This is a genomic window from Streptomyces sp. NPDC006368 (genome assembly GCF_040612535.1).
Taxonomy (GTDB): Bacteria; Actinomycetota; Actinomycetes; order Streptomycetales; family Streptomycetaceae; genus Streptomyces.
In genome coordinates this window covers 83,657-103,139 of the sequence record NZ_JBEXQK010000012.1, presented here as the reverse complement: position 1 = coordinate 103,139, position 19,483 = coordinate 83,657, and the positions used below count along the sequence as shown (strand labels likewise).

Here is a 19,483-nt window from a genome sequence, read left to right as displayed (position 1 = left end):
GCCCGCCCCGTACCTCCCAGGAGCACCGCATGGCCCTCAAGATCACCGTGATCGGCACCGGATACCTCGGCGCCACCCATGCGGCGGCCATGGCGGAGCTCGGGTTCGAGGTGCTCGGCCTCGACGTCGTGCCCGAGAAGATCGAGATGCTGTCGGCCGGCCGCGTCCCGATGTACGAGCCGGGGCTGGAGGAGCTGCTGCGCAAGCACGTCGCCGGGATCGAGGGCTCGACCGGGCGGCTGCGCTTCACCACCTCCTGGGAGGAGGTCGGGGAGTTCGGCGACGTCCACTTCGTGTGCGTGAACACCCCGCAGAAGCACGGCGAGTACGCCTGCGACATGAGCTACGTCGACGCCGCCTTCGGTTCGCTGGCCCCGCACCTCAAGCGGCCCGCGCTGGTGGTCGGGAAGTCGACCGTGCCGGTGGGCAGCGCGGAGCGGCTGGCGGGGCTGCTGGCCGAGCGGGCGCCGGTGGGCGCGGACGCCGAGCTGGCCTGGAACCCGGAGTTCCTGCGTGAGGGCTTCGCCGTGCGCGACACACTCCACCCGGACCGGATCGTGGTGGGTGTGGAGAGCACGGCGGCGGAGAAGCTGCTGCGCGAGGTGTACGCCACACCGATGGAGGAAGGGTCGCCGTTCGTCGTGACGGACTTCCCGACCGCGGAGCTGGTGAAGACCGCCGCGAACTCCTTCCTGGCGACGAAGATCTCCTTCATCAACGCGATGGCCGAGGTGTGCGAGGCGGCCGGCGGTGACGTCGTCAAGCTGGCGGAGGCCATCGGCTACGACGACCGCATCGGCGCGAAGTTCCTCCGGGCGGGCATCGGCTTCGGCGGCGGCTGCCTGCCGAAGGACATCCGCGCGTTCATGGCGCGCGCGGGTGAGCTGGGAGCGAACCAGGCGCTGACCTTCCTGCGCGAGATCGACTCCATCAACATGCGGCGCCGGGGCCAGATGGTCGGCATGGCGCGCGAGGCGCTGGGCGACGGAACGTTCCTGGGCAAGCGGGTGGCCGTGCTGGGCGCCGCGTTCAAGCCCGACTCGGACGACGTACGCGACTCGCCCGCGCTGAACGTCGCCGGCCAGATCCATCTCCAGGGCGGCCAGGTCACGGTGTACGACCCGAAGGGCATGGACAACGCGCGCCGGGTGTTCCCGACCCTGGCGTACGCGGACAGCGCGCTGGAGGCGGTGCGGGGCGCGGACGTCGTGCTGCACCTGACGGAGTGGCGTGAGTTCCGCGAGCTGGACCCGCGGGAGCTGGGCGAGGTCGTGTCGTCCCGCACCATCCTGGACGGCCGCAACGCCCTGGACGCGGCACGCTGGCGCGAGGCGGGCTGGACGTACCGCGCGATGGGCCGCCCGCGCGCCTGACTCCGCCCTTGTGCCGGGGGCGCCGGGGGGTGCCCGGGGGGCCCGGGGTGTGGCCGGGACCTCGGCGTCCCCCCGCGTCCGCCCCGGGACCTCGGCGTCCCCCCGCGTCCGCCCCGGGACCCCGGCTCCGCCGGGCTGGAGCAGCCAGCCCGATCACGGTCACGGTCACACTGAGCATGAGCACATCACGAGTACACCCATGAGCCTCCGTCCGCTCCGGCGTTTACGCGGACGCTGAGGGGCACTCGTTCTGTTCGTGCCTGCTGCTGACAAGGAGGGTTCCATGGGCTTCGCCACGCTGGGCCTGACCGCGATCGACTGCCCCGAGCCGCGACGGCTCGCCGAGTTCTACGCCGCGATGCTCGGCGGTGAGGTGAAGGACGACCAGAGCGACGACGGCCGCTGGATCGACCTGTACCTGCCGGGCGGGCAACGGCTCGCCTTCCAGAAGGCGAGCGGGCTGCGACCGCCCGAGTGGCCGCGGTCCGACCACAACTCCCAGCAGCTCCACCTCGACCTCGACGTCGAGGACATGGAGTCCGCGCACGAACAGGTGCTGGCGCTGGGCGCCCGGCCGCTCGACGTGGACGACGACGGCGGCAAGCGGGGCTTCAGGGTGTACGCGGACCCGGCGGGGCATCCCTTCTGCCTGGTCAGCGTGTAGCCCCCGCGCCTGGGGCCGTGCGTGCAGCCCCGGCGCCTGGGGCCGTGTCCCCGGGCCGCCCGCGCCGCGTCACACGCCCCGCGCGACCGCTTCCGCCTCCCGGACCACACGAGCCGCGTTGCCCCAGGTCAGCGCGGCGACGTCGGTCTCCGGCCAGTCGCGGTGCAGCAGCTCGGCGATGAGGTTGGGGTAGCAGGACGCGTCCTCCAGACCCACCGTGTGCGGGGCGTGGATCGCCATCCCGTACGAGCCCGAGATCCCCACGCACTCCGGCCCGGCAACCTCGCGGACGTGGTCCAGGTGGTCCGCCACGTCCTGGAGGGTGGCCGGTGCCCCGGCGAGGCGGGTGACCTGGTCGGGCGCGAAGGTCACCATGCAGACGCCGCCGTTGGCGCGCAGGCGGCGCAGGACGTCGTCGGTGACGTTCGTGGGGTGCGGGGTGAGCGCGTACGCCGCGGAGTGGGAGAGGATCGCCGGCGCCTTGGTGACGTCCAGGACGCGGCGCATCGTGCCGGCGGAGGCGCCCGACAGGTCGACGAGGAGCCCGAGGTGGTTCATCTCGCGGATCACCTCCTCCCCGAAGGGGGTCAGGCCGTCGGGGCTCGCGGTCCAGTGCGTACCGGCCACGCCGGCGCTGCGCACGCCGAGCGCGTGGTACGCGCGGAGCGTGCCGAGCGAGTCGCCCAGCGCGGCGCCGGAAACGGGGCCGAGGAGGGACGCGATACGGCCGCAGTCGCGGGCGGCGGCCATCTCGGCGGCGGTGAGCGCGAGCCGGAGCGCCTCCGGGCAGGAGTCGATGAGGGTCCGCACCGCGTCTATGAGGTCCAGCGTGCCGCCTATGAGCCGGTCCGGCCCGGGTTGGGGCGCCACGTGCAGGGACCAGAACTGCGCGCCGACGCCGCCGGCCCGGATGCGGGGTATGTCGGTGTCGAGCGCCGCCTCGCCGTGCTGCAACGCGTGGTGATGGGTGCGGCCCAGCTCTTGGGCGAGGGTGTTGTGCCCGTCGACCACGAGCTGCGCGGCGAGCAGGAGCCTGGCCCGGGCGAGGTCGACCTCGGCGGGCGTGGTGGCTTCGGCGGCGCTGACGGCGCCGGGGGATTCGTCGAGCTCACTGGCGGTGGCCGGTGCGACGTACGGGTGATTCTGCAGGTCTGCCATGACGGGGGCTCCGGCTCCGTGAACTGCGTTGCCAGCCATAGGATCACGGTGGCACGGGCGGGGCGGGGGGTCGCGGCGGTGTACTGCGTCCGGGTGGTTCTCCCCCACCCCGCCCCTCCCCGAACCGGGGGCTCGGCCCCCGGGCCCCACGGCGGGAGCACAGGTGGAGGCTGACGCCCCCCACCCGCGGCGCGGCGGTTTCACGCCGCGCAAGGCGGACGCTCACGTCGGATTCGGGCTCGCCCCCGGGACTCAGGCGGCCGACGACCCGGCCCCCGGCCCGCCCCTTCCCGAACCTGGCTCGGCCCCGGGCGGCCCCACGGCCGCCACACGGGAGACACGGGGAGGCTGACGCCCCCCCACACCCACGGCGCGGCGGCTTCACGCCGCGCAAGGCGGACGCTCACGGCGGATTCAGGCTCCCCGGGACTCGGGAGGCCGGCGACCCGGCCCCCGGCCAGCCCCTTCCCAAACCTGGCCCTGCCCCGGGCCCCACGGCCGCCACACGGGAGACACGTGAAGGCTGACGCCCCCACACCCACGGCGCGGCGGTTTCACGCCGCGCAAGGCGGACGCTCACGGCGGATTCAGGCTCGCCCCCGGGACTCAGGCGGCCGACAACCCGGCCCCCGGCCGGGAAGGGCCGGGAGGCCGGGAAGGGCCCGGAAGCCCGGGAAGCCCGGAAGGCCGGGAAGGGCCCGGAAGCCCGGGAAGGCCCCGCAGGCCCGGAAAGGACCCGGAAGCCCGGGAAGGCCCCGCAGGCCCGGAAAGGACCCGCGAGGCCGGAAGGCCCCGCCGGGCCGGGCCGGGAGGGCGGGCTCAGGCGTCCAGGGACGTGAGCGTGGCGATGGACGGGGGGCGGGAGGAGAGGGAGCGGGAGACCGCTTCCGCGTCGCGGAGCGCGCGGAGCGGGTTCGACCAGGTCAGCATCGCGATGTCCGTACGCGACCACTTGCGCGACAGCAGTTCCGCGATCAGGTTCGGGTAACCCGCCACGTCCGCCAGGTCGGAGGGGGTGAACGCCGTGCCGTCGAAGTCGCCGCCGATGCCGATGTGGGCGATGCCCGCGACCTCGCGCATGTGGTCGAGGTGGTCCGCGACCGTCGACGCGGTGGCGATCGGGCGGGGGTGATCCTCCTCGAAGGCCGCGTGGACGCGCATCCCCTCGGCCGTCGTGTCGAGGGGGTGGAAGCCGTGCGCCCGCATGTTCTCCTCGGCGCGCCGCGTCCACTCCACCGCCGCCGGCAGGACGAACTTCGGGACGAAGGTGACCATCGCCACGCCCCCGTTCGCGGGCAGCAGGGCCAGCACGTCGTCGGGGATGTTGCGGGGATGGTCGCAGACCGCGCGGGAGGACGAATGGGAGAAGATCACCGGCGCCTCGGACGTCGCCAGCGCGTCGCGCATCGTCGTCTCCGCCACGTGCGAGAGGTCCACCAGCATGCCGAGGCGGTTCATCTCCCGTACGACCTCGCGGCCGAAGGCCGACAGGCCGCCGACGCCCGGCTCGTCCGTCGCCGAGTCCGCCCACGGGGTGTTGTCGTTGTGGGTGAGCGTCATGTAGCGGACGCCCAGCGCGTACAGGGCGCGGAGGGTGGCCAACGAGTTGTTGATCGAGTGGCCGCCCTCGGCGCCCTTCAGCGAGGCGATACGGCCGCCCGCCCGCGCCGCCTCGATGTCGTCGGCCGTCAGGGCGGGCGCCAGGTCCGCCGGGTAGCGGGCCAGGAGCTGGTCGACGCAGTCGATCTGCTCCAGCGTCGCGCTCACGGCGTCGTCGCCCGCCAGGTCGCTGCGCACGTACACCGACCAGAACTGCGCGCCCACACCCCCCGCCCGCAGGCGGGGGATGTCGGTGTGGAGGTCGCCGGTCCGGTCCGCGGCGATGTCGAAGCGGTCCAGGTCGTACCCCGCCCGCCGGCGCAGCGCCCACGGCAGGTCGTTGTGCCCGTCGACGACCGGGAAGTCGGCGAGGAGGGCGCGCGCCTCGGTGAGAAGGTCGCCGGACGTCACTTGGCCACCTTCGAGCGCAGCCGCCTGCCCTTCTCCGTCGCCTGGTCGTTCAGCTCCTGCTGGAAGTCCCGCATACGGCTCAGCAGCTCGGGGTCGGAGGCCGCGAGGATCCGCGCGGCCAGCAGGCCCGCGTTGCGCGCGCCGCCCACCGACACCGTCGCCACGGGCACGCCCGCCGGCATCTGGACGATGGAGAGCAGGGAGTCCATGCCGTCCAGGTACTTCAGCGGGACGGGGACGCCGATCACGGGCAGCGGGGTGACCGAGGCGAGCATGCCCGGGAGGTGAGCCGCCCCGCCGGCACCGGCGATGATCGCCTTCAGGCCGCGGTCGGCCGCGCCCTCGCCGTACGCGACCATCTCGCGCGGCATCCGGTGCGCGGAGACGACATCGACCTCGTACGGGATCTCGAACTCGTCGAGGGCCTGCGCCGCGGCCTCCATGACGGGCCAGTCGGAGTCCGAGCCCATGACGACGCCCACGAGCGGGCCCATGAGTGCGTTACTCAACGATCGTTCCTCGCAGATAGTCGGCGGCGTGGCGCGCGCGCTCCAGCACGTCGTCCAGGTCGTCGCCGTAGGTGTTGACGTGCCCCACCTTGCGGCCGGGCTTCACGTCCTTGCCGTACATGTGGATCTTCAGCTGCGGGTCGCGGGCCATGCAGTGCAGGTACGCCGGGTACATGTCCGGGTAGTCGCCGCCCAGCACATTGCACATGACGGTCCACGTCGCACGCGGGCGCGGGTCGCCCAGCGGCAGGTCGAGCACGGCCCGCACGTGGTTGGCGAACTGCGAGGTGACCGCGCCGTCCTGGGTCCAGTGGCCCGAGTTGTGCGGGCGCATGGCCAGCTCGTTGACGAGGATGCGGCCGTCGCGCGTCTCGAAGAGCTCGACGGCGAGGTGGCCGACGACGTCCAGCTCCTTCGCGATCCGCAGGGCGAGCTCCTGGGCCTGCCCGGCCAGCTCGGCGTCGAGGTCCGGCGCGGGGGCGATCACGGTGTCGCAGACGCCGTCGACCTGGCGCGACTCGACGACGGGGTACGCCACGGCCTGGCCGTGCGGGGAGCGGACGATGTTCGCCGCCAGCTCGCGTACGAAGTCGACCTTCTCCTCCGCGAGGACCGGCACGCCCGCCCGGAACGGGTCATGGGCGTCGTCCTCGGAGCGTACGAACCACACGCCCTTGCCGTCGTACCCGCCGCGCACCGTCTTGAGGATCACGGGGTAGCCCCCGGCCTCGGCCGCGAACGCCGACACGTCGGCGGGGTCGGCCACGATGCGGTGGCGCGGGCACGGCGCACCGATCGCGTCGAGCCTCGCGCGCATCACGCCCTTGTCCTGGGCGTGCACCAACGCGTCGGGCCCCGGGCGGACGGGGATGCCGTCCGCCTCCAGGGCCCTCAGGTGCTCGGTCGGCACATGCTCGTGATCGAACGTGATCACATCGCAGCCGCGCGCGAACTCACGCAGCGTGTCCAGGTCGCGGTAGTCGCCGATGACGACGTCGCTCACGACCTGCGCCGCGGAGTCCTGGGGGGTGTCGCTGAGGAGCTTGAATCTGATGCCGAGGGGGATGCCCGCCTCATGGGTCATCCGGGCGAGCTGTCCGCCGCCCACCATGCCTACTACCGGGAACGTCACCCTCTTAGGGTATCCGGAGCGGATCGGGGGCCTTGCCGTCCCCGAGCGGTGTCACGTCCGGGTGGTTAGCATGGCTTGGTTGACCCACTCGACCGGACGGGGCTGGAAGATCACCATGAGTGAACGAGGCGCACTGCGCGTGCGGCTGGACCAGCTCGTCCGCGAGATCGCCAAATTCGGTCTCGTCGGCGGCCTCGGCCTGCTGGTGAACATGGCCGTCTTCAACCTGGTGCGCCACACCACGGAGATCCCGGTCGTGCGGGCCAGCCTGCTCGCCACGGTCGTCGCGATCGGGTTCAACTACGTGGGCTTCCGCTACTTCACGTACCGGGACCGCGACAAGAACGGCCGGACGAAGGAGCTGACGCTCTTCCTGCTGTTCAGCCTGGTGGGGCTCGTCATCGAGAACGGCGTGCTGTACGCCGCGACGTACGGCTTCGGCTGGGACAGCCCGCTGCAGAGCAACTTCTTCAAGTTCCTCGGGATCGGCGTGGCCACGCTGTTCCGCTTCTGGTCGTACCGGACATGGGTGTTCCGTACGCTGCCGGTCCGCGAGACCGTCCAGACCGCCGAATCGTTCCTGGAACAGCGACGGCACGAGGACTCCCCGGCCCCGGCGTCGGCCGGCCGCCGCCGCTGACGCCGCCGCCGTCGCGCGCGGCGCACGGCCCACCCGCCCGGGTGGCGGGCGTCAGCGCACCGGGGGTGGGGGCTCCGGGGGCTTCTGCTCGCGGCTGCGGACCTCCCGGCTGAGGAAGAGCGCGAACACCGGGGGCTGCTGCTGGAGCAGCTCCAGGCGCCCGCCGTCCGCCTCGGCCAGGTCGCGGGCGACGGCGAGGCCGATGCCCGTCGAGTTGCGGCCGCTGATCGTGCGCTCGAAGATGCGCGCGCCGAGGTCCGCCGGGACTCCCGGGCCCTCGTCCGTCACCTCCACGACCGCCTGATTGCCGATGACGCGGGTGCGCAGGGCGACGGTGCCGCCGCCGTGCATGAGGGAGTTCTCGATTAGCGCGGCCAGCACCTGGGCGACCGCGCCCGGGGTGCCGACGGCCCGCATGCCGACCTTGCCGGAGCGGACGATCGCCCGGCCCGCGCTGCGGTAGGCCGGGCGCCACTCCTCGATCTGCTGCTTGACGACCTCGTCGAGGTCGAACGCGATCGCCGAGCCGGTGCGCGGGTCGCGGGAATTGGTGAGCAGTCGCTGGACCACGTCGGTGAGCCGCTCGACCTGGGTGAGCGCGATGTGCGCCTCCTCCTTGACCGTGGTCGGGTCGTCGGTCTCGGAGATCTCCTCCAGCCGCATGGACAGCGCGGTCAGCGGCGTCCGCAGCTGGTGGGAGGCGTCGGCGGCCAGCCGCCGTTCGGCGGTGAGCATCCGGGCGATCCGCTCGGCCGAGGCGTCGAGGACGTCGGCGACCCGGTCCAGTTCGGGCACGCCGTACCGCTTGTGGCGCGGCCTGGGGTCGCCGGAGCCGAGCCGCTCGGCGGTCTCCGCGAGGTCGGTGAGCGGCGAGGCCAGCCTGTTGGCCTGGCGCACGGCGAGGAGGACGGCGGCGATCACGGCGAGCAGGGCCACGGCGGCGATGATCAGCAGCGTGCGGCCGACCTCGCGGGTCACGGTGGAGCGGGACTCCTCGACGGTGACCGTCTCGCCGCGCTCGCCGTGGGCGACTCCGCGGATGACGTCGCCGCTGGGCCGTTTGCCGATCTCGATGGGGGCGCGGCCGGGGATGTCGATGAGGGCGTACCGCTTGGCGCCGCTCTGCTCGGCGAGGATGTCCGGGTTGACGGGCTCGCCGCCGACGAGCCGGCTCTCGACGATGCTGATCAGGCTCACCGCCTCGGAGTCCACGCTCTCCTGGGCGCTGCTGCTGATGGTGCGGGTCTCGACGATGACGAGGGAGACGCCGAAGACGGCGATGACGACGAGCACCACCGCGAGCGTGGAGTTGATCAGTCGGCGGCGCACGGGGTCCTTCTCACTCGCGGGGTGTTCGGCCTAACTCTTCTCGAAGCGGAAGCCCACGCCGCGGACGGTGGCGATGTAGCGGGGGTTCGCGGCGTCGTCACCGAGCTTCTTGCGCAGCCAGGAGATGTGCATGTCGAGCGTCTTGGTGGAGGACCACCACGTGGTGTCCCAGACCTCGCGCATCAGCTGGTCGCGGGTGACGACCCGGCCGGCGTCCCGGACCAGGACCCGCAGCAGGTCGAACTCCTTCGCGGTGAGCTGGAGCTCCTCGTCACCCATCCAGGCGCGGTGCGATTCGACGTCGATGCGGACGCCGTGGGTGGCGGGCTGCGGGGCCGGCTCGGCGCTGCCCCGGCGCAGCAGCGCCCGTACCCGGGCGAGCAGCTCGGCGAGCCGGAAGGGCTTGGTGACGTAGTCGTCGGCGCCCGCGTCCAGTCCGACCACGGTGTCGACCTCGTCGGCGCGGGCGGTCAGTACCAGGATCGGCACCGTGAGGCCCTCGCCGCGCAGCCGCCGGGCCACTTCGAGTCCGTCCATTCCGGGCAGCCCGAGGTCCAGCACGACCAGGTCGGCTCCGCCCTGCAGTCCGGTGTCGAGCGCGGAGGGCCCGTCCTCCCGCACCTCGACCTCGTACCCCTCCCGCCGCAGGGCGCGGGCCAGCGGTTCCGAGATGGATGCGTCGTCCTCGGCGAGCAGTACACGGGTCATGGGGTGATGGTAGTCCGCGTGGGCTACGCCCAGGGATGGGCTCGGCTCTTGATCAATTATTCCCGGGACCCTCCCTGAGTCCCCTGGGAGTGTGGGATGCCATCCTGGCTACTACCTTCAATTGTGGGCGGATGGTTCCACCGACACCTGTGATCCATCTCTCAAGTCCTTCCATGTGCCGCACTGTCATGTCGTATGGTGGCGAGACGCCTGATGTACTACTCCGGGACCTTTGGCCCGCTTGAAGCGCCAAGGGTCTCTTTTCTGCGCAAGGTCGGCTTTGCCAGCCTTGGGACAGTGAACGACCTGTGGGCCGGGCTCCGTGGCGTGATGACGCGCTCCGGTGCGTTGATCCCGGCGCGGTCTGATCCTTCGCCTCCGTGGTGGCACGGGGGCGAACCCCTGTCGGGCGTGGGGGTGGATCGCGTCCGTGCCGGTGCCGGCCCCGCCCCCCACCGGGCGCGTGAGCTCACGAAGCGCAGCGCGTCCCGAGCAAGCAAGGATCGACCATGGCGTCCAGCCTGACGAGGGACCCGGCCAGTACAGCTGGCCAGGAGAAGACGTTCCTCGGCCACCCCCGCGGTCTGGCCAATCTCTTCATGACCGAGATGTGGGAGCGCTACAGCTTCTACGGCATGCGGGCCCTGCTCGTGCTCTACCTGTCGGCCCAGGTCGCCGACGGTGGTCTCGGCTTCGACACGGCGACCGCCGTCGCCATCTACTCCGTCTACAACGCGATGGTGTACCTGCTGGCCCTGCCGGGCGGCTGGTTCGGCGACCGCGTGTGGGGCGCGCGGAAGACCGTGGCGATCTCCGGCACGATCATCATGATCGGCCACTTCCTGCTGGCCCTGCCGATGAAGCTCTCCTTCTTCGTCGGCCTGGCGTTCATCGCCGCAGGCTCCGGTCTGCTGAAGGCCAACATCTCGACGATGGTCGGCCACCTGTACCGGGACAAGAACGACCCCCGCCGCGACGGTGGCTTCACGATCTTCTACATGGGCATCAACCTCGGTGCCTTCGTCGCCCCGCTGACCATCGGTTACGTGGGCCAGGAGGTCAACTGGCACTACGGCTTCGCCATGGCCGGTGTCGGCATGGCCCTCGGCCTCGCCTTCTACTTCCTCGGCTTCCGCAACCTCGCGCCGGAGTCCAGCCAGGTGCCCGCGCCGCTGTCGGACGCCGAGCGCGCCGGCATCATCAAGAAGGCGCTGATCTGGCTGGCCGTCGCGGCCGTCGCCTACGGCGTCGTCGGGGTCACCGGCAAGCTGAGCATCGACTGGGTGCTGTGGCCGCTGACCATCCTGGGTCTGGTCCTGCCCGCCTGGTACCTGATCCGCATCAAGCGCGACACCGACCTGGAGCCGGTCGAGCGGTCCCGGATGTCGGCGTACGTCTGGTTCTTCGTCGCCGCGGCCGTGTTCTGGGGCATCTACGACCAGACCGGTTCGACGCTGAGCCTGTTCGCGGAGCACAACACCGCGGGGTCGCTGTTCGGCTTCTCCTTCCCGGCCAGCTGGTTCCAGTCGCTGAACCCGCTGTACGTGATGGCGCTGGCCCCGGTCTTCGCGTGGCTGTGGGTGGCGCTCGCCCGCCGCGGCAAGGAGCCGAGCACCCTGGTCAAGTTCACGCAGGGCCTGGTGCTGATCGGTGCCTCGTTCTTCGTGATGATGCTGGCGCAGGCCGCGTCCGCGGGCGACGTCAAGGTCACCCCGCTGTGGCTGTGCTCGGTCTACCTGATCCAGACCGTCGGTGAGCTCACCCTCTCCCCGGTCGGCCTGTCGCTGACGACGAAGCTGGCCCCGGCCAAGTACGCGTCGCAGATGATGGGTGTCTGGTTCCTCGCCGTCACCGCCGGTGACTCGGTCATCGCCCTGCTCCAGCTGATGGGCGCCCCGACCGACACCGAGTGGTGGTTCGCCAGCCAGGGCGCGCTCGCGATCCTCGGCGGCGTCGCGATCTTCATGTACCGCAAGAAGGTCCAGCCCCTCATGGGTGGCGTGCACTGACGGCGCCGTAGGCCGTACGCGTACGAAGGCCGCCGCATCCGGTTCGATCCGGGTGCGGCGGCCTTCTCCGTACCGGGAGCCCTCTTCGTACCGGGAGCCTTCTCCGTACCGGGAGCCTTCTCCGTACCGGGAGCCTTCTCCGTACCGGGAGGCGCTTCGGCGTGGCGGTGGGGGGACAGACAAAAGAGCACGGCGATCGCCGTGCTCCACACATCCTTCAGAGGTTCGCGCGTTGGCCGGGCGCGCGTTACGCGGGGGCCGCCAGCTCCGCCCAGACGGTCTTGCCCGGCGCGTCGGTGGTGCGGACGACCCCCCAGTCCAGGCACAGGCGCTGCACGATGAACATGCCGTGTCCGCCGGGGCGTCCGGCCCGGTGCGGGGTACGCGGGGCGGGCTGGCCCGGACCCCGGTCCTCGACCTCCAGCCGCAGCACCTTGGCGTCCAGCGAGACGCGCAGCTCCTCGGGGCCCTCGGCGTGCAGGCACGCGTTGGTGACCAGCTCGGAGACGACCAGCAGGACGTCCTCGGCGGCGGCGCGGCGGTCGGCGGTGGCCGCGGGGAGCCAGCCCCAGTCGTAGAGGGCCTGGCGCGTGAAGTCGCGGGCGAGCGGCACGATCCCACTGGCGTTGCCGAGGGAGAGCCTGCGCATCCGCCCACCTTTCGAGGAGATGGCGCCCTCGGACGCGGGCGCGTCGGAGACGCCGGAGGGCACGGGCGCGGCGGGTGCGCCGGACGCACCGGGCTCGGCGGGACCGTCCGCCGCTGAGGCCTCCGCGCGGCTGCCCGCAGGGGTGCCCGCGCTCCCGCCGGCCGCGACACCGCCGCCCACGGCGGGCTCGGCGCTCACGACGGACCCCGCGGCCGCGAGTGGCCCTGCAGCCGCGCCGGGCGGGGCCGCAGCGCCGGGGCCCGCGCCGTCCGGCTCACCACCGAGATCGCTCGGCGGATGCTGCTGGGTGGTGCCCATCAGCGCTTCACCTCACCGATTCGCCATTTCGTCATTACGTCAGTACACAGCGTGCGGAGCCGTCAACGGCCCTTCGCGCAGGTTCTTCTGCCCGCCCTCCCGGGTACGACACCCGGTTCGTCGCATCCGCGAACGTGAGGCGATGGACGGACACCCCGCGCCGGGTCATTCCGTGAGAGCCGCTTCCAGGGTGTCGTGCACCGCGAAAACGGCTTCCGCGCCGGTGATCTCGAAGACGCGAGCCACCACCGGCTGCATTCCGGCCAGATGGACCCCACCCCCTGCCGCCTCGGCCTTCAGCCGGGCGCCGAGCAATACGTTCAGTCCGGTGGAGTCACAGAACGCAAGCTGTGAGCAGTCGATCACAAGGCGTGAACGCCCTTGCTCAAGCGCGGTGTCCAGCGGTTCGCGCAGCAGATCGGCGGTGTGGTGATCCAGCTCACCCACCGGCGTCACGATCTCACTGCGGCCCTCCGTCCGGACCCCGACGTGGAGTCGGCCCTGGTTCACGCTGCCGACCGTCTCGCGGTCCATGCCGCCCCTCTTCGCCGATGCCGTTGAGTCGGGAGAACACTAACCCTTCTCCCTGGCGGCCGGTAGTCGGAGTCCCCTACAACCAGGACATATGGGACAATTGGCACTTGCAACGATCCAGGGAAAGCGGGTAGGGCTAGTAAGGACACCAGTCCGCACAGGGACACCCCCGACCTCGGCCGGCTTTGGAGGCGCCGCACACCGCAGCACGTACGTCGGCATCGGCGGCCATATGCCGAGAACGATGGAGGAGACCATGTCACCCCGGCTCGACGCGACGCGTACCCCCGACGCGCCGTCGATAACTCCGCCCCAGCACATCGATGGCGTCAGCGACATCGATCACATCAGCGACCCGGTCACCGACGAGCCCGACCGGCTCGCCGGACTCGGTCTGCCCGAGATCCCCCCGTACGACGAGGTCGAACCCCTCGACGCCAGGGCGCTGTCGAAGACGCTCTTCGCCCGCCTCGACACCCTCGAAGAGGGCACGCACGAGCACGCGTACGTCCGTAACACCCTTGTCGAGCTCAACCTCGCCCTGGTCAAGTTCGCCGCCTCCCGCTTCCGCTCCCGCAGCGAGCCCATGGAGGACATCATCCAGGTCGGCACGATCGGCCTGATCAAGGCCATCGACCGGTTCGAGCTCGCCCGAGGGGTCGAGTTCCCCACCTTCGCGATGCCAACCATCGTCGGAGAGATCAAGCGCTTCTTCCGTGACACCTCCTGGTCCGTGCGCGTCCCGCGCCGGCTCCAGGAGCTCCGCCTCGAACTGGCGAAGGCCGGTGACGAGCTCGCCCAGCAGCTCGACCGCTCGCCGACCGTCGGTGAGCTCGCCGAGAAGCTCGGCATCACCAAGGAGGAGGTCGTCGAGGGCATGGCCGCGAGCAACGCGTACACCGCGAGCTCGCTCGACGCCCAGCCCGAGGAGGACGACAGCGAAGGCGCGCTCGCGGACCGCATCGGGTACGAGGACCACGGCCTGGAGGGCATCGAGTACATCGAGTCCCTCAAGCCGCTGATCGCCGCGCTGCCCGCGCGCGACCGCAGGATCCTCTCCCTACGCTTCGTCGCCGGGATGACCCAGTCGGAGATCGGCGAGGAGCTCGACATCTCGCAGATGCACGTGTCGCGGCTGCTCTCCCGCACCCTGGGCAAGCTCCGCAAGGGCCTGACCGTGGAGGAGTGACGGCCCGGTGACCCGCCCTGCCGGAGGGGCCCGTTCCGTCAGGGGACGGGCCCTTCCGCCTTCCCGTCCCCCGGCCGCCGGTCGCCTCCCGGTCGGCGGGTGCCGCCTCCCACCTGTGCGGCCAGCGCCGCGAGGTGCGCGAGCGCGGCGTCGGTGGACGGGTCGGGCAGGGCGACGATGACGTGGTCGATGCCCTGCTCGGCGAGGTCACCGCAGCGCTGGACGCTCTCCGCCACCGACTGCCCCTCCGGGATCCGCATGTGGAGGGTCTTCTCGACCGCCTCGTAGGGCCGCCCCACCGCCTCACAGTGCGCGCGCAGGACACCCAGCTTGTGGGGGATGTCGGCGCCGTGGAAGAGGTTGCAGGCGTCGCCGTACTCGGCGACGAGCCGCAGTGTCCTCCGCTCCCCGCCGCCGCCGATCAGGATGGGCGGGTGGGGGCGGGAGAGGGCCTGCGGGGAGTTGAGGGTGCGCTCCAGCCGGTAGTGCCTGCCCTCGAACGGCGCGTCCCCCTCGCCCCACATCAGCCTGGCGATCCGCAGCGTCTCCTCCAGCCGCTCGAACCGCTCGGCCACCGGCGGCAGCCGGAACCCGAGCCCCCGGTGCTCCTCCTCGTGGAACCCGGCCCCGATCCCGAGGACGGCCCGTCCGCCCGACAGCACGTCCAGCGTGGTCACCTGCTTCAGCAGCAGCCCGGGCGCGCGGTGGGTCACCCCCGTGACGAGCGTCCCGAGCGTGACGCGCCGGGTGAGCGCGGCGGCGTACGACAGGGCGCTGTACGCCTCCGGCATCGGGTCCTCGGCCGCGCCGAAGTTCGGTATCTGGAAGAAGTGGTCCATCACCCAGAAGCTGTCCAGTCCGGCCTCCTCCGCGCCCCGCGCCACGCGGGCGAACGTCGGGGCGATGGCGGCGGTGCCGCCGGGCCAGATGAAGCGGGGGCAGGTCAGTCCGAGTTTCACTGCGGGCTCCTTCACGGCAAACGAAAACAGCCTGCCGGTCGGCAGGCTGTGAAAGGGGAATCGGGGAGGGATCGGGGGGGTGGAGTGGATCATACGACGCGGGCCGGGGCCCGCGCCGGGGAACGCCGTGATCGGCACGGGCGGGCCGGTGGCCGGAGGGGGCGCCGGGGGCCGGAGGGGCCGGCGGGGGCGCCAGTGGCCGGAGGGGCCGGAGGGGGCGCCGGTGGGGCCTCGCCGGTAGGGCGCCGGTGGCCGACGAGGGCCTGCAGGGCCGGCGGGGGCCGGCGGGGGCGCCGGTAAGGCCGCGCCGGGGAACGCCGTGATCGGCACGGGCGGGCCGGTGGCCGGAGGTGGCGCCGGTGGGACCGGGCCGGTAGGTCGGCGGGGGCGCCGGTGGGGCCCCGGTGGGACCGCGCCGGTAAGGCGCCGGTGGCCCCTCCGGCTTCCGTCGCGGTCGGCTAGAGGAACCTCTCTCCGCGCTGCCACACGGTTTTCACCAGCGGCACGCCGGGGCGGTAGGCGAGGTGGACGTGGGACGGCGCGTCGAGGAGGGCCAGGTCGGCGCGGGCGCCGGGGGTGAGGCGGCCGACGTCGGTGCGGCGCAGGGCGGCGGCACCGCCGGCCGTGGCGGACCAGAGCGCCTCGTCGGGGGTCATGCCCATGTCCCGTACGGCGAGGGCGACGCAGAACGGCATGGACGAGGTGAACGACGAGCCCGGGTTGCAGTCCGTGGAAAGGGCCACCGTCACGCCCGCGTCGAGGAGGCGGCGGGCGTCCGGCCACGCGGCGCGGGTGGAGAACTCGGCGCCGGGGAGCAGCGTGGCGACCGTGGTGCCGCTCGCCAGCGCGTCGACGTCCGCGTCCGTCAGGTGCGTGCAGTGGTCGGCGGACGCCGCGTCGAGTTCGACGGCGAGCTGGACGCCGGGGCCGTACGACAGCTGGTTGGCGTGGATGCGCGGGTGCAGGCCGTGTGCCTTGCCCGCGGTGAGGATGGCGCGGGCCTGGTCGCCGTCGAAGGCGCCCTTCTCGCAGAACACGTCGATCCAGCGGGCGTACGGCGCGCACGCCTCCAGCATCGGGCCGGTGACGAGGTCGACGTACGCGGCCGGGTCGTCGGCGTGGTCGGGGGAGACGATGTGGGCGCCGAGGTAGGTCACCTCGTCGGTGTGGCGGGAGGCGATCCGCAGGGCGCGGGCCTCGTCCTCGACGGTGAGGCCGTAGCCGGACTTGGTCTCGAACGTGGTGGTGCCCTGGCGCAGCGCCTCGTGGAGCAGGCGCGTCAGGTTCGCCTCCAGGTCCTCGTCGCTCGCGGCGCGCGTGGCGGCGACGGTGGTGCGGATGCCGCCGGCGGCGTAGGGACGGCCGGACATGCGGGCGTTGAACTCGGCGGTGCGGTCGCCCGCGAAGACCAGGTGGGAGTGGGAGTCGACGAAGCCGGGGATCACACCCCGGCCACCGGCGTCGAGGTGATTGTCAGTGGCGGGTGCTTTGCTGGATTCACCGACCCAGGCGATGCGGTCGCCGTCGATGACGACGGCCGCGTCCTGGATCAGGCCGAGGGGGGATCCGTCACCGAGGGAGGGGTCGTTGGTGACCAGGTTGGCGATGTTGGTGATGACGGTGGCCGTCGCCGCGACGGCGCTGTTCGTCGTGGCGGGGGCGGGCGTCGCCGGGGGGTTGTTCGTGGTCTCGGGACCGCTGCTCATGATGAGGGATGTCTCCTTCAGCCGTTTCAGCCGTGTGAGCCGCTTCAGCCGTGGTGGTCGTGGAGGGCGGCGATCGCGTCCGTCAGTGCGCGGGGGACGTCGGGGACCAGGGCGTGGACCCCGTCCCGCACGACATGGCGGCCACCGACGACCGTATGGCGCACATCCGCTGCCGACGCGGCGAATACCGCTGTCTCAGCTGCCAGACGCGGCGCCGGCCCCGCTGTCCTGACCGAGTCGAGCGCGATCGTCGCGAAGTCGGCGGGCGCGCCGGCCGCCAGGCGGCCCGCTTCGGGCCGGCCGAGCGCCGCGTGACCGTCGGCGGTGGCGGCGCGCAGCAGCGCGGCGGCCGTCCAGTGGCCGCGCGTGCGGGTGCGCAGGCGCTCGTCGAGCTCCATCGCGCGTGCCTCCTCCAGGAGGTCGATCACCGCGTGGCTGTCGCTGCCGAGCGACAGCGGCGAGCCGGCCTTCTGGAGGGCGGCGGCCGGGCCGATGCCGTCGGCGAGGTCGCGCTCGGTCGTCGGGCACATGCAGGTGCCGGTGGACGAGCCGCCGAGCAGGGCGATGTCCTCGTCGGTGAGGTGCGTGTTGTGGACGCCGGTGGTGTCCGCGCCGAGCACCCCGTGGTCGGCGAGCAGCCGGGTCGGGGTGCGGCCGTGCGCGGCGAGGCACGCCTCGTTCTCCGCCGTCTGCTCGGAGAGGTGGACATGCAGGGGGGCCTGGCGGTCGGACGCCCACTGGGCGACCGTGGACAGCTGGTCGGCCGGCACGGCGCGTACGGAGTGGATGGCGGCGCCGACGCGGACGCCGTCGCGCTCCTTGAGGAGGGAGGCGCGTTCCGCCCACGCCTCCGCCGTGCCGTCGGAGAACCGCAGCTGGTGCTCGTTGGGCGGCTCGCCGAAGCCGGACGACAGGTACGCCGTGTCGAGCAGGGTGATGCGGATGCCCGCCTCGCCCGCCGCCGCGATGAGCGCCTCGCCCATGGCGTTGGGGTCGTCGTAGCGGGTGCCCCCGGGGGCGTGGTGCAGGTAGTGGAACTCCCCGACGGCCGTGATGCCCGCCAGCGCCATCTCCGCGTACACGGCTCGGGCGAGCGCGTAGTAGGTGTCGGGGGTGAGCTTCCGGGCGACGCCGTACATGGTGTCGCGCCACGTCCAGAAGGTGCCGGAGCCGACCTGCACGGTGGAGCGCAGGGCCCGGTGGAAGGCGTGGCTGTGGGCGTTCGCGAGGCCCGGGAGGGTCAGGCCGCGCAGGACGACGGCGCCCGGCGGGGGCCGGTCGACGCCGGTGCGTACGGCGGTGATGCGGCCGTCCGCCCCGGCGGCGGAGCCGCTCGTGGCCACGGTGAGGGTCACGCCCTGCTCGACGGCGGGGTCGAGCCAGGCGTGCTCCGCCCAGTAGGTCACCTGCACGCCAGGCCCTCCAGTACGTCGGCGAGGGCGTGGACTCCGGCGACGCAGTCGTCCTCGGTCGCGGACTCGGCAGGGGAGTGGGAGACGCCCGTGGGGTTGCGCACGAACAGCATGGCCGTCGGGATGGAGCCCGACAGGATGCCCGCGTCGTGGCCGGCGCCCGTGCCGAGGACCGGGACGCCGCCGCCGAGGATCTTGGCGAGTTCGTCGCGCAGGGCGTGCTCGAACTCCACGACGGGGGTGAAGGATTCGCGTACGACGCGCAGGTCGATGCCCTGCCGGTCGGCGCACGCGCGGGCGGCGGCCTCGATCGCCGAGGTGACGGCGGACAGGGTCGCCTGGTCGGCCGCGCGGGAGTCCAGCCAGCCGCGCACGAGCGACGGGATGGCGTTGACGCCGTTGGGCTCGACGGAGATCTTGCCGAAGGTGGCGACCGCGCCGGCGAGTTCGGCCTCGCGGCGGGCGGCGAGGACCGTCTCGGCGTACGTCAGCATCGGGTCGCGCCGGTCGACGAGCCGGGTCGTGCCGGCGTGGTTGGCCTCGCCGTGGAAGTCGTACCGCCAGCGGCCGTGCGGCCAGATGGCGGAGGCGATCCCGACCGCGTCGCCCGTCAGGTCCAGGGCGCGGCCCTGCTCGACGTGCAGCTCGACGAACGCGCCGACGCGGGCGAGCCGCTCCGGGTCGGGGCCGATGGCCTCGGGGTCGTACCCGGCGGCCTCCATGGCCTGCGGCAGCGTGACGCCGTCGCCGTCGCGCAGCCGGTACGCCGCCTCTTTGGTCAGCTGCCCGGCCGTGAGCCGGGAGCCGACGCAGGCGAGGCCGAAGCGGGCGCCTTCCTCGTCACCGAAGTTGGTGATGGCGACGGGCCGGCGGAACTCCACCCCTCTGTGGCGGAGTTCGTCGAGCGCGGCGAAGGAGGAGACGACGCCGAGCGGGCCGTCGAAGGCGCCGCCGTCCGGGACGGAGTCCAGGTGCGAGCCGGTGACGACGGCCCCTTCGCCGAGGGGGTCGCCGAGCCAGGCCCACTGGTTGCCGTTGCGGTCGGTCTCGTAGGTGAGGCCGCGCGCCTCGGCCTGCGCCCGGAACCAGGCGCGGCAGTCGGTGTCGGCGCCGGTCCAGGCGTAGCGGCGGTAGCCACCGCTGTCGGCGTCGCGGCCGATGGGCGCGAGGTCGGCCCACATCTC

At 72.5% G+C, this 19,483-nt stretch carries 17 protein-coding genes; 5 read left to right on the top strand and 12 right to left on the bottom strand.

Translation table 11 applies throughout. The features are described 5' to 3' along the window. Positions 1–29: 29 nt before the first annotated feature. The gene (locus tag ABZZ38_RS12605) at positions 30–1,373 is read left to right on the top strand and encodes a UDP-glucose/GDP-mannose dehydrogenase family protein (protein ID WP_356738618.1); all 1,344 of its coding nucleotides are present in this window, start codon (positions 30–32) and stop codon (positions 1,371–1,373) included. A 283-nt stretch (positions 1,374–1,656) separates the two neighbouring features. Continuing rightward, positions 1,657–2,037, top strand: coding sequence for a VOC family protein (locus ABZZ38_RS12600; RefSeq protein ID WP_356738616.1), 381 nt, complete (start codon positions 1,657–1,659; stop codon positions 2,035–2,037). Positions 2,038–2,106: 69 nt separating this feature from the next. Here ABZZ38_RS12600 and ABZZ38_RS12595 read toward each other — a convergent pair whose 3' ends face one another. The 4 genes from ABZZ38_RS12595 to ABZZ38_RS12580 all read right to left on the bottom strand — a co-directional run bounded on the left by ABZZ38_RS12595 (position 2,107) and on the right by ABZZ38_RS12580 (position 6,846). Further along, positions 2,107–3,195: a dipeptidase gene (locus ABZZ38_RS12595; RefSeq protein WP_356738614.1), complete on the bottom strand. Its 1,089-nt coding sequence runs from the start codon at positions 3,193–3,195 to the stop codon at positions 2,107–2,109. Positions 3,196–4,014: 819 nt separating this feature from the next. Further along, positions 4,015–5,205, bottom strand: a complete 1,191-nt coding sequence (locus ABZZ38_RS12590; RefSeq protein ID WP_356738613.1) for a dipeptidase — start codon at positions 5,203–5,205, stop codon at positions 4,015–4,017. Then, positions 5,202–5,699, bottom strand: coding sequence for a 5-(carboxyamino)imidazole ribonucleotide mutase (gene purE / locus ABZZ38_RS12585; protein WP_356738706.1), 498 nt, complete (start codon positions 5,697–5,699; stop codon positions 5,202–5,204). Before purE ends, ABZZ38_RS12590 begins: the two co-directional genes overlap by 4 nt. Positions 5,700–5,706: 7 nt before the next feature. Beyond that, entirely contained in the window at positions 5,707–6,846 is a 1,140-nt protein-coding gene (locus tag ABZZ38_RS12580) for a 5-(carboxyamino)imidazole ribonucleotide synthase (protein ID WP_356738612.1), read from the bottom strand. Positions 6,847–6,961: 115 nt separating this feature from the next. Between ABZZ38_RS12580 and ABZZ38_RS12575 the strand changes: the two genes are divergently transcribed. Further along, positions 6,962–7,486: a GtrA family protein gene (locus ABZZ38_RS12575; protein WP_356738704.1), complete on the top strand. Its 525-nt coding sequence runs from the start codon at positions 6,962–6,964 to the stop codon at positions 7,484–7,486. A 51-nt stretch (positions 7,487–7,537) separates the two neighbouring features. Here ABZZ38_RS12575 and ABZZ38_RS12570 read toward each other — a convergent pair whose 3' ends face one another. Then, positions 7,538–8,815, bottom strand: a complete 1,278-nt coding sequence (locus ABZZ38_RS12570) for an ATP-binding protein (RefSeq protein WP_356738610.1) — start codon at positions 8,813–8,815, stop codon at positions 7,538–7,540. A gap of 30 nt (positions 8,816–8,845) precedes the next feature. Further along, positions 8,846–9,523 (bottom strand): response regulator transcription factor, encoded by a 678-nt coding sequence (locus tag ABZZ38_RS12565; RefSeq protein ID WP_356738608.1) that lies wholly within the window; start codon positions 9,521–9,523, stop codon positions 8,846–8,848. 509 nt (positions 9,524–10,032) lie between these two features. Here ABZZ38_RS12565 and ABZZ38_RS12560 point away from each other — a divergent pair. Next, positions 10,033–11,532: an oligopeptide:H+ symporter gene (locus ABZZ38_RS12560; protein ID WP_356738606.1), complete on the top strand. Its 1,500-nt coding sequence runs from the start codon at positions 10,033–10,035 to the stop codon at positions 11,530–11,532. A gap of 247 nt (positions 11,533–11,779) precedes the next feature. Here ABZZ38_RS12560 and ABZZ38_RS12555 read toward each other — a convergent pair whose 3' ends face one another. Beyond that, entirely contained in the window at positions 11,780–12,181 is a 402-nt protein-coding gene (locus ABZZ38_RS12555; protein ID WP_356738702.1) for an ATP-binding protein, read from the bottom strand. Between the two features lie 483 nt (positions 12,182–12,664). Then, positions 12,665–13,033 carry an STAS domain-containing protein gene (locus ABZZ38_RS12550; protein ID WP_356738604.1) on the bottom strand — a complete coding sequence of 123 codons (369 nt, stop codon included), beginning with the start codon at positions 13,031–13,033 and terminating at the stop codon, positions 12,665–12,667. Between the two features lie 256 nt (positions 13,034–13,289). On the opposite strand from ABZZ38_RS12550, the gene ABZZ38_RS12545 reads away from it, so the two are divergent. After that, positions 13,290–14,222: an RNA polymerase sigma factor SigF gene (locus ABZZ38_RS12545; protein ID WP_356738602.1), complete on the top strand. Its 933-nt coding sequence runs from the start codon at positions 13,290–13,292 to the stop codon at positions 14,220–14,222. Positions 14,223–14,260: 38 nt separating this feature from the next. Here ABZZ38_RS12545 and ABZZ38_RS12540 read toward each other — a convergent pair whose 3' ends face one another. From ABZZ38_RS12540 to ABZZ38_RS12525, 4 genes are all read right to left on the bottom strand, one after another. Next, the gene (locus ABZZ38_RS12540; RefSeq protein ID WP_356738600.1) at positions 14,261–15,181 is read right to left on the bottom strand and encodes an LLM class F420-dependent oxidoreductase; all 921 of its coding nucleotides are present in this window, start codon (positions 15,179–15,181) and stop codon (positions 14,261–14,263) included. Positions 15,182–15,639: 458 nt separating this feature from the next. Next, positions 15,640–16,887, bottom strand: coding sequence for an imidazolonepropionase (gene hutI / locus ABZZ38_RS12535; RefSeq protein WP_356738598.1), 1,248 nt, complete (start codon positions 16,885–16,887; stop codon positions 15,640–15,642). A gap of 44 nt (positions 16,888–16,931) precedes the next feature. Continuing rightward, positions 16,932–18,299 carry a formimidoylglutamate deiminase gene (locus ABZZ38_RS12530; protein WP_356738596.1) on the bottom strand — a complete coding sequence of 456 codons (1,368 nt, stop codon included), beginning with the start codon at positions 18,297–18,299 and terminating at the stop codon, positions 16,932–16,934. Next, complete coding sequence (locus ABZZ38_RS12525; protein ID WP_356738700.1) at positions 18,290–19,480, bottom strand: allantoate amidohydrolase; 1,191 nt, start codon at positions 19,478–19,480, stop codon at positions 18,290–18,292. The genes ABZZ38_RS12530 and ABZZ38_RS12525 overlap by 10 nt, the downstream gene beginning before the upstream one ends. Positions 19,481–19,483 lie beyond the last annotated feature (3 nt).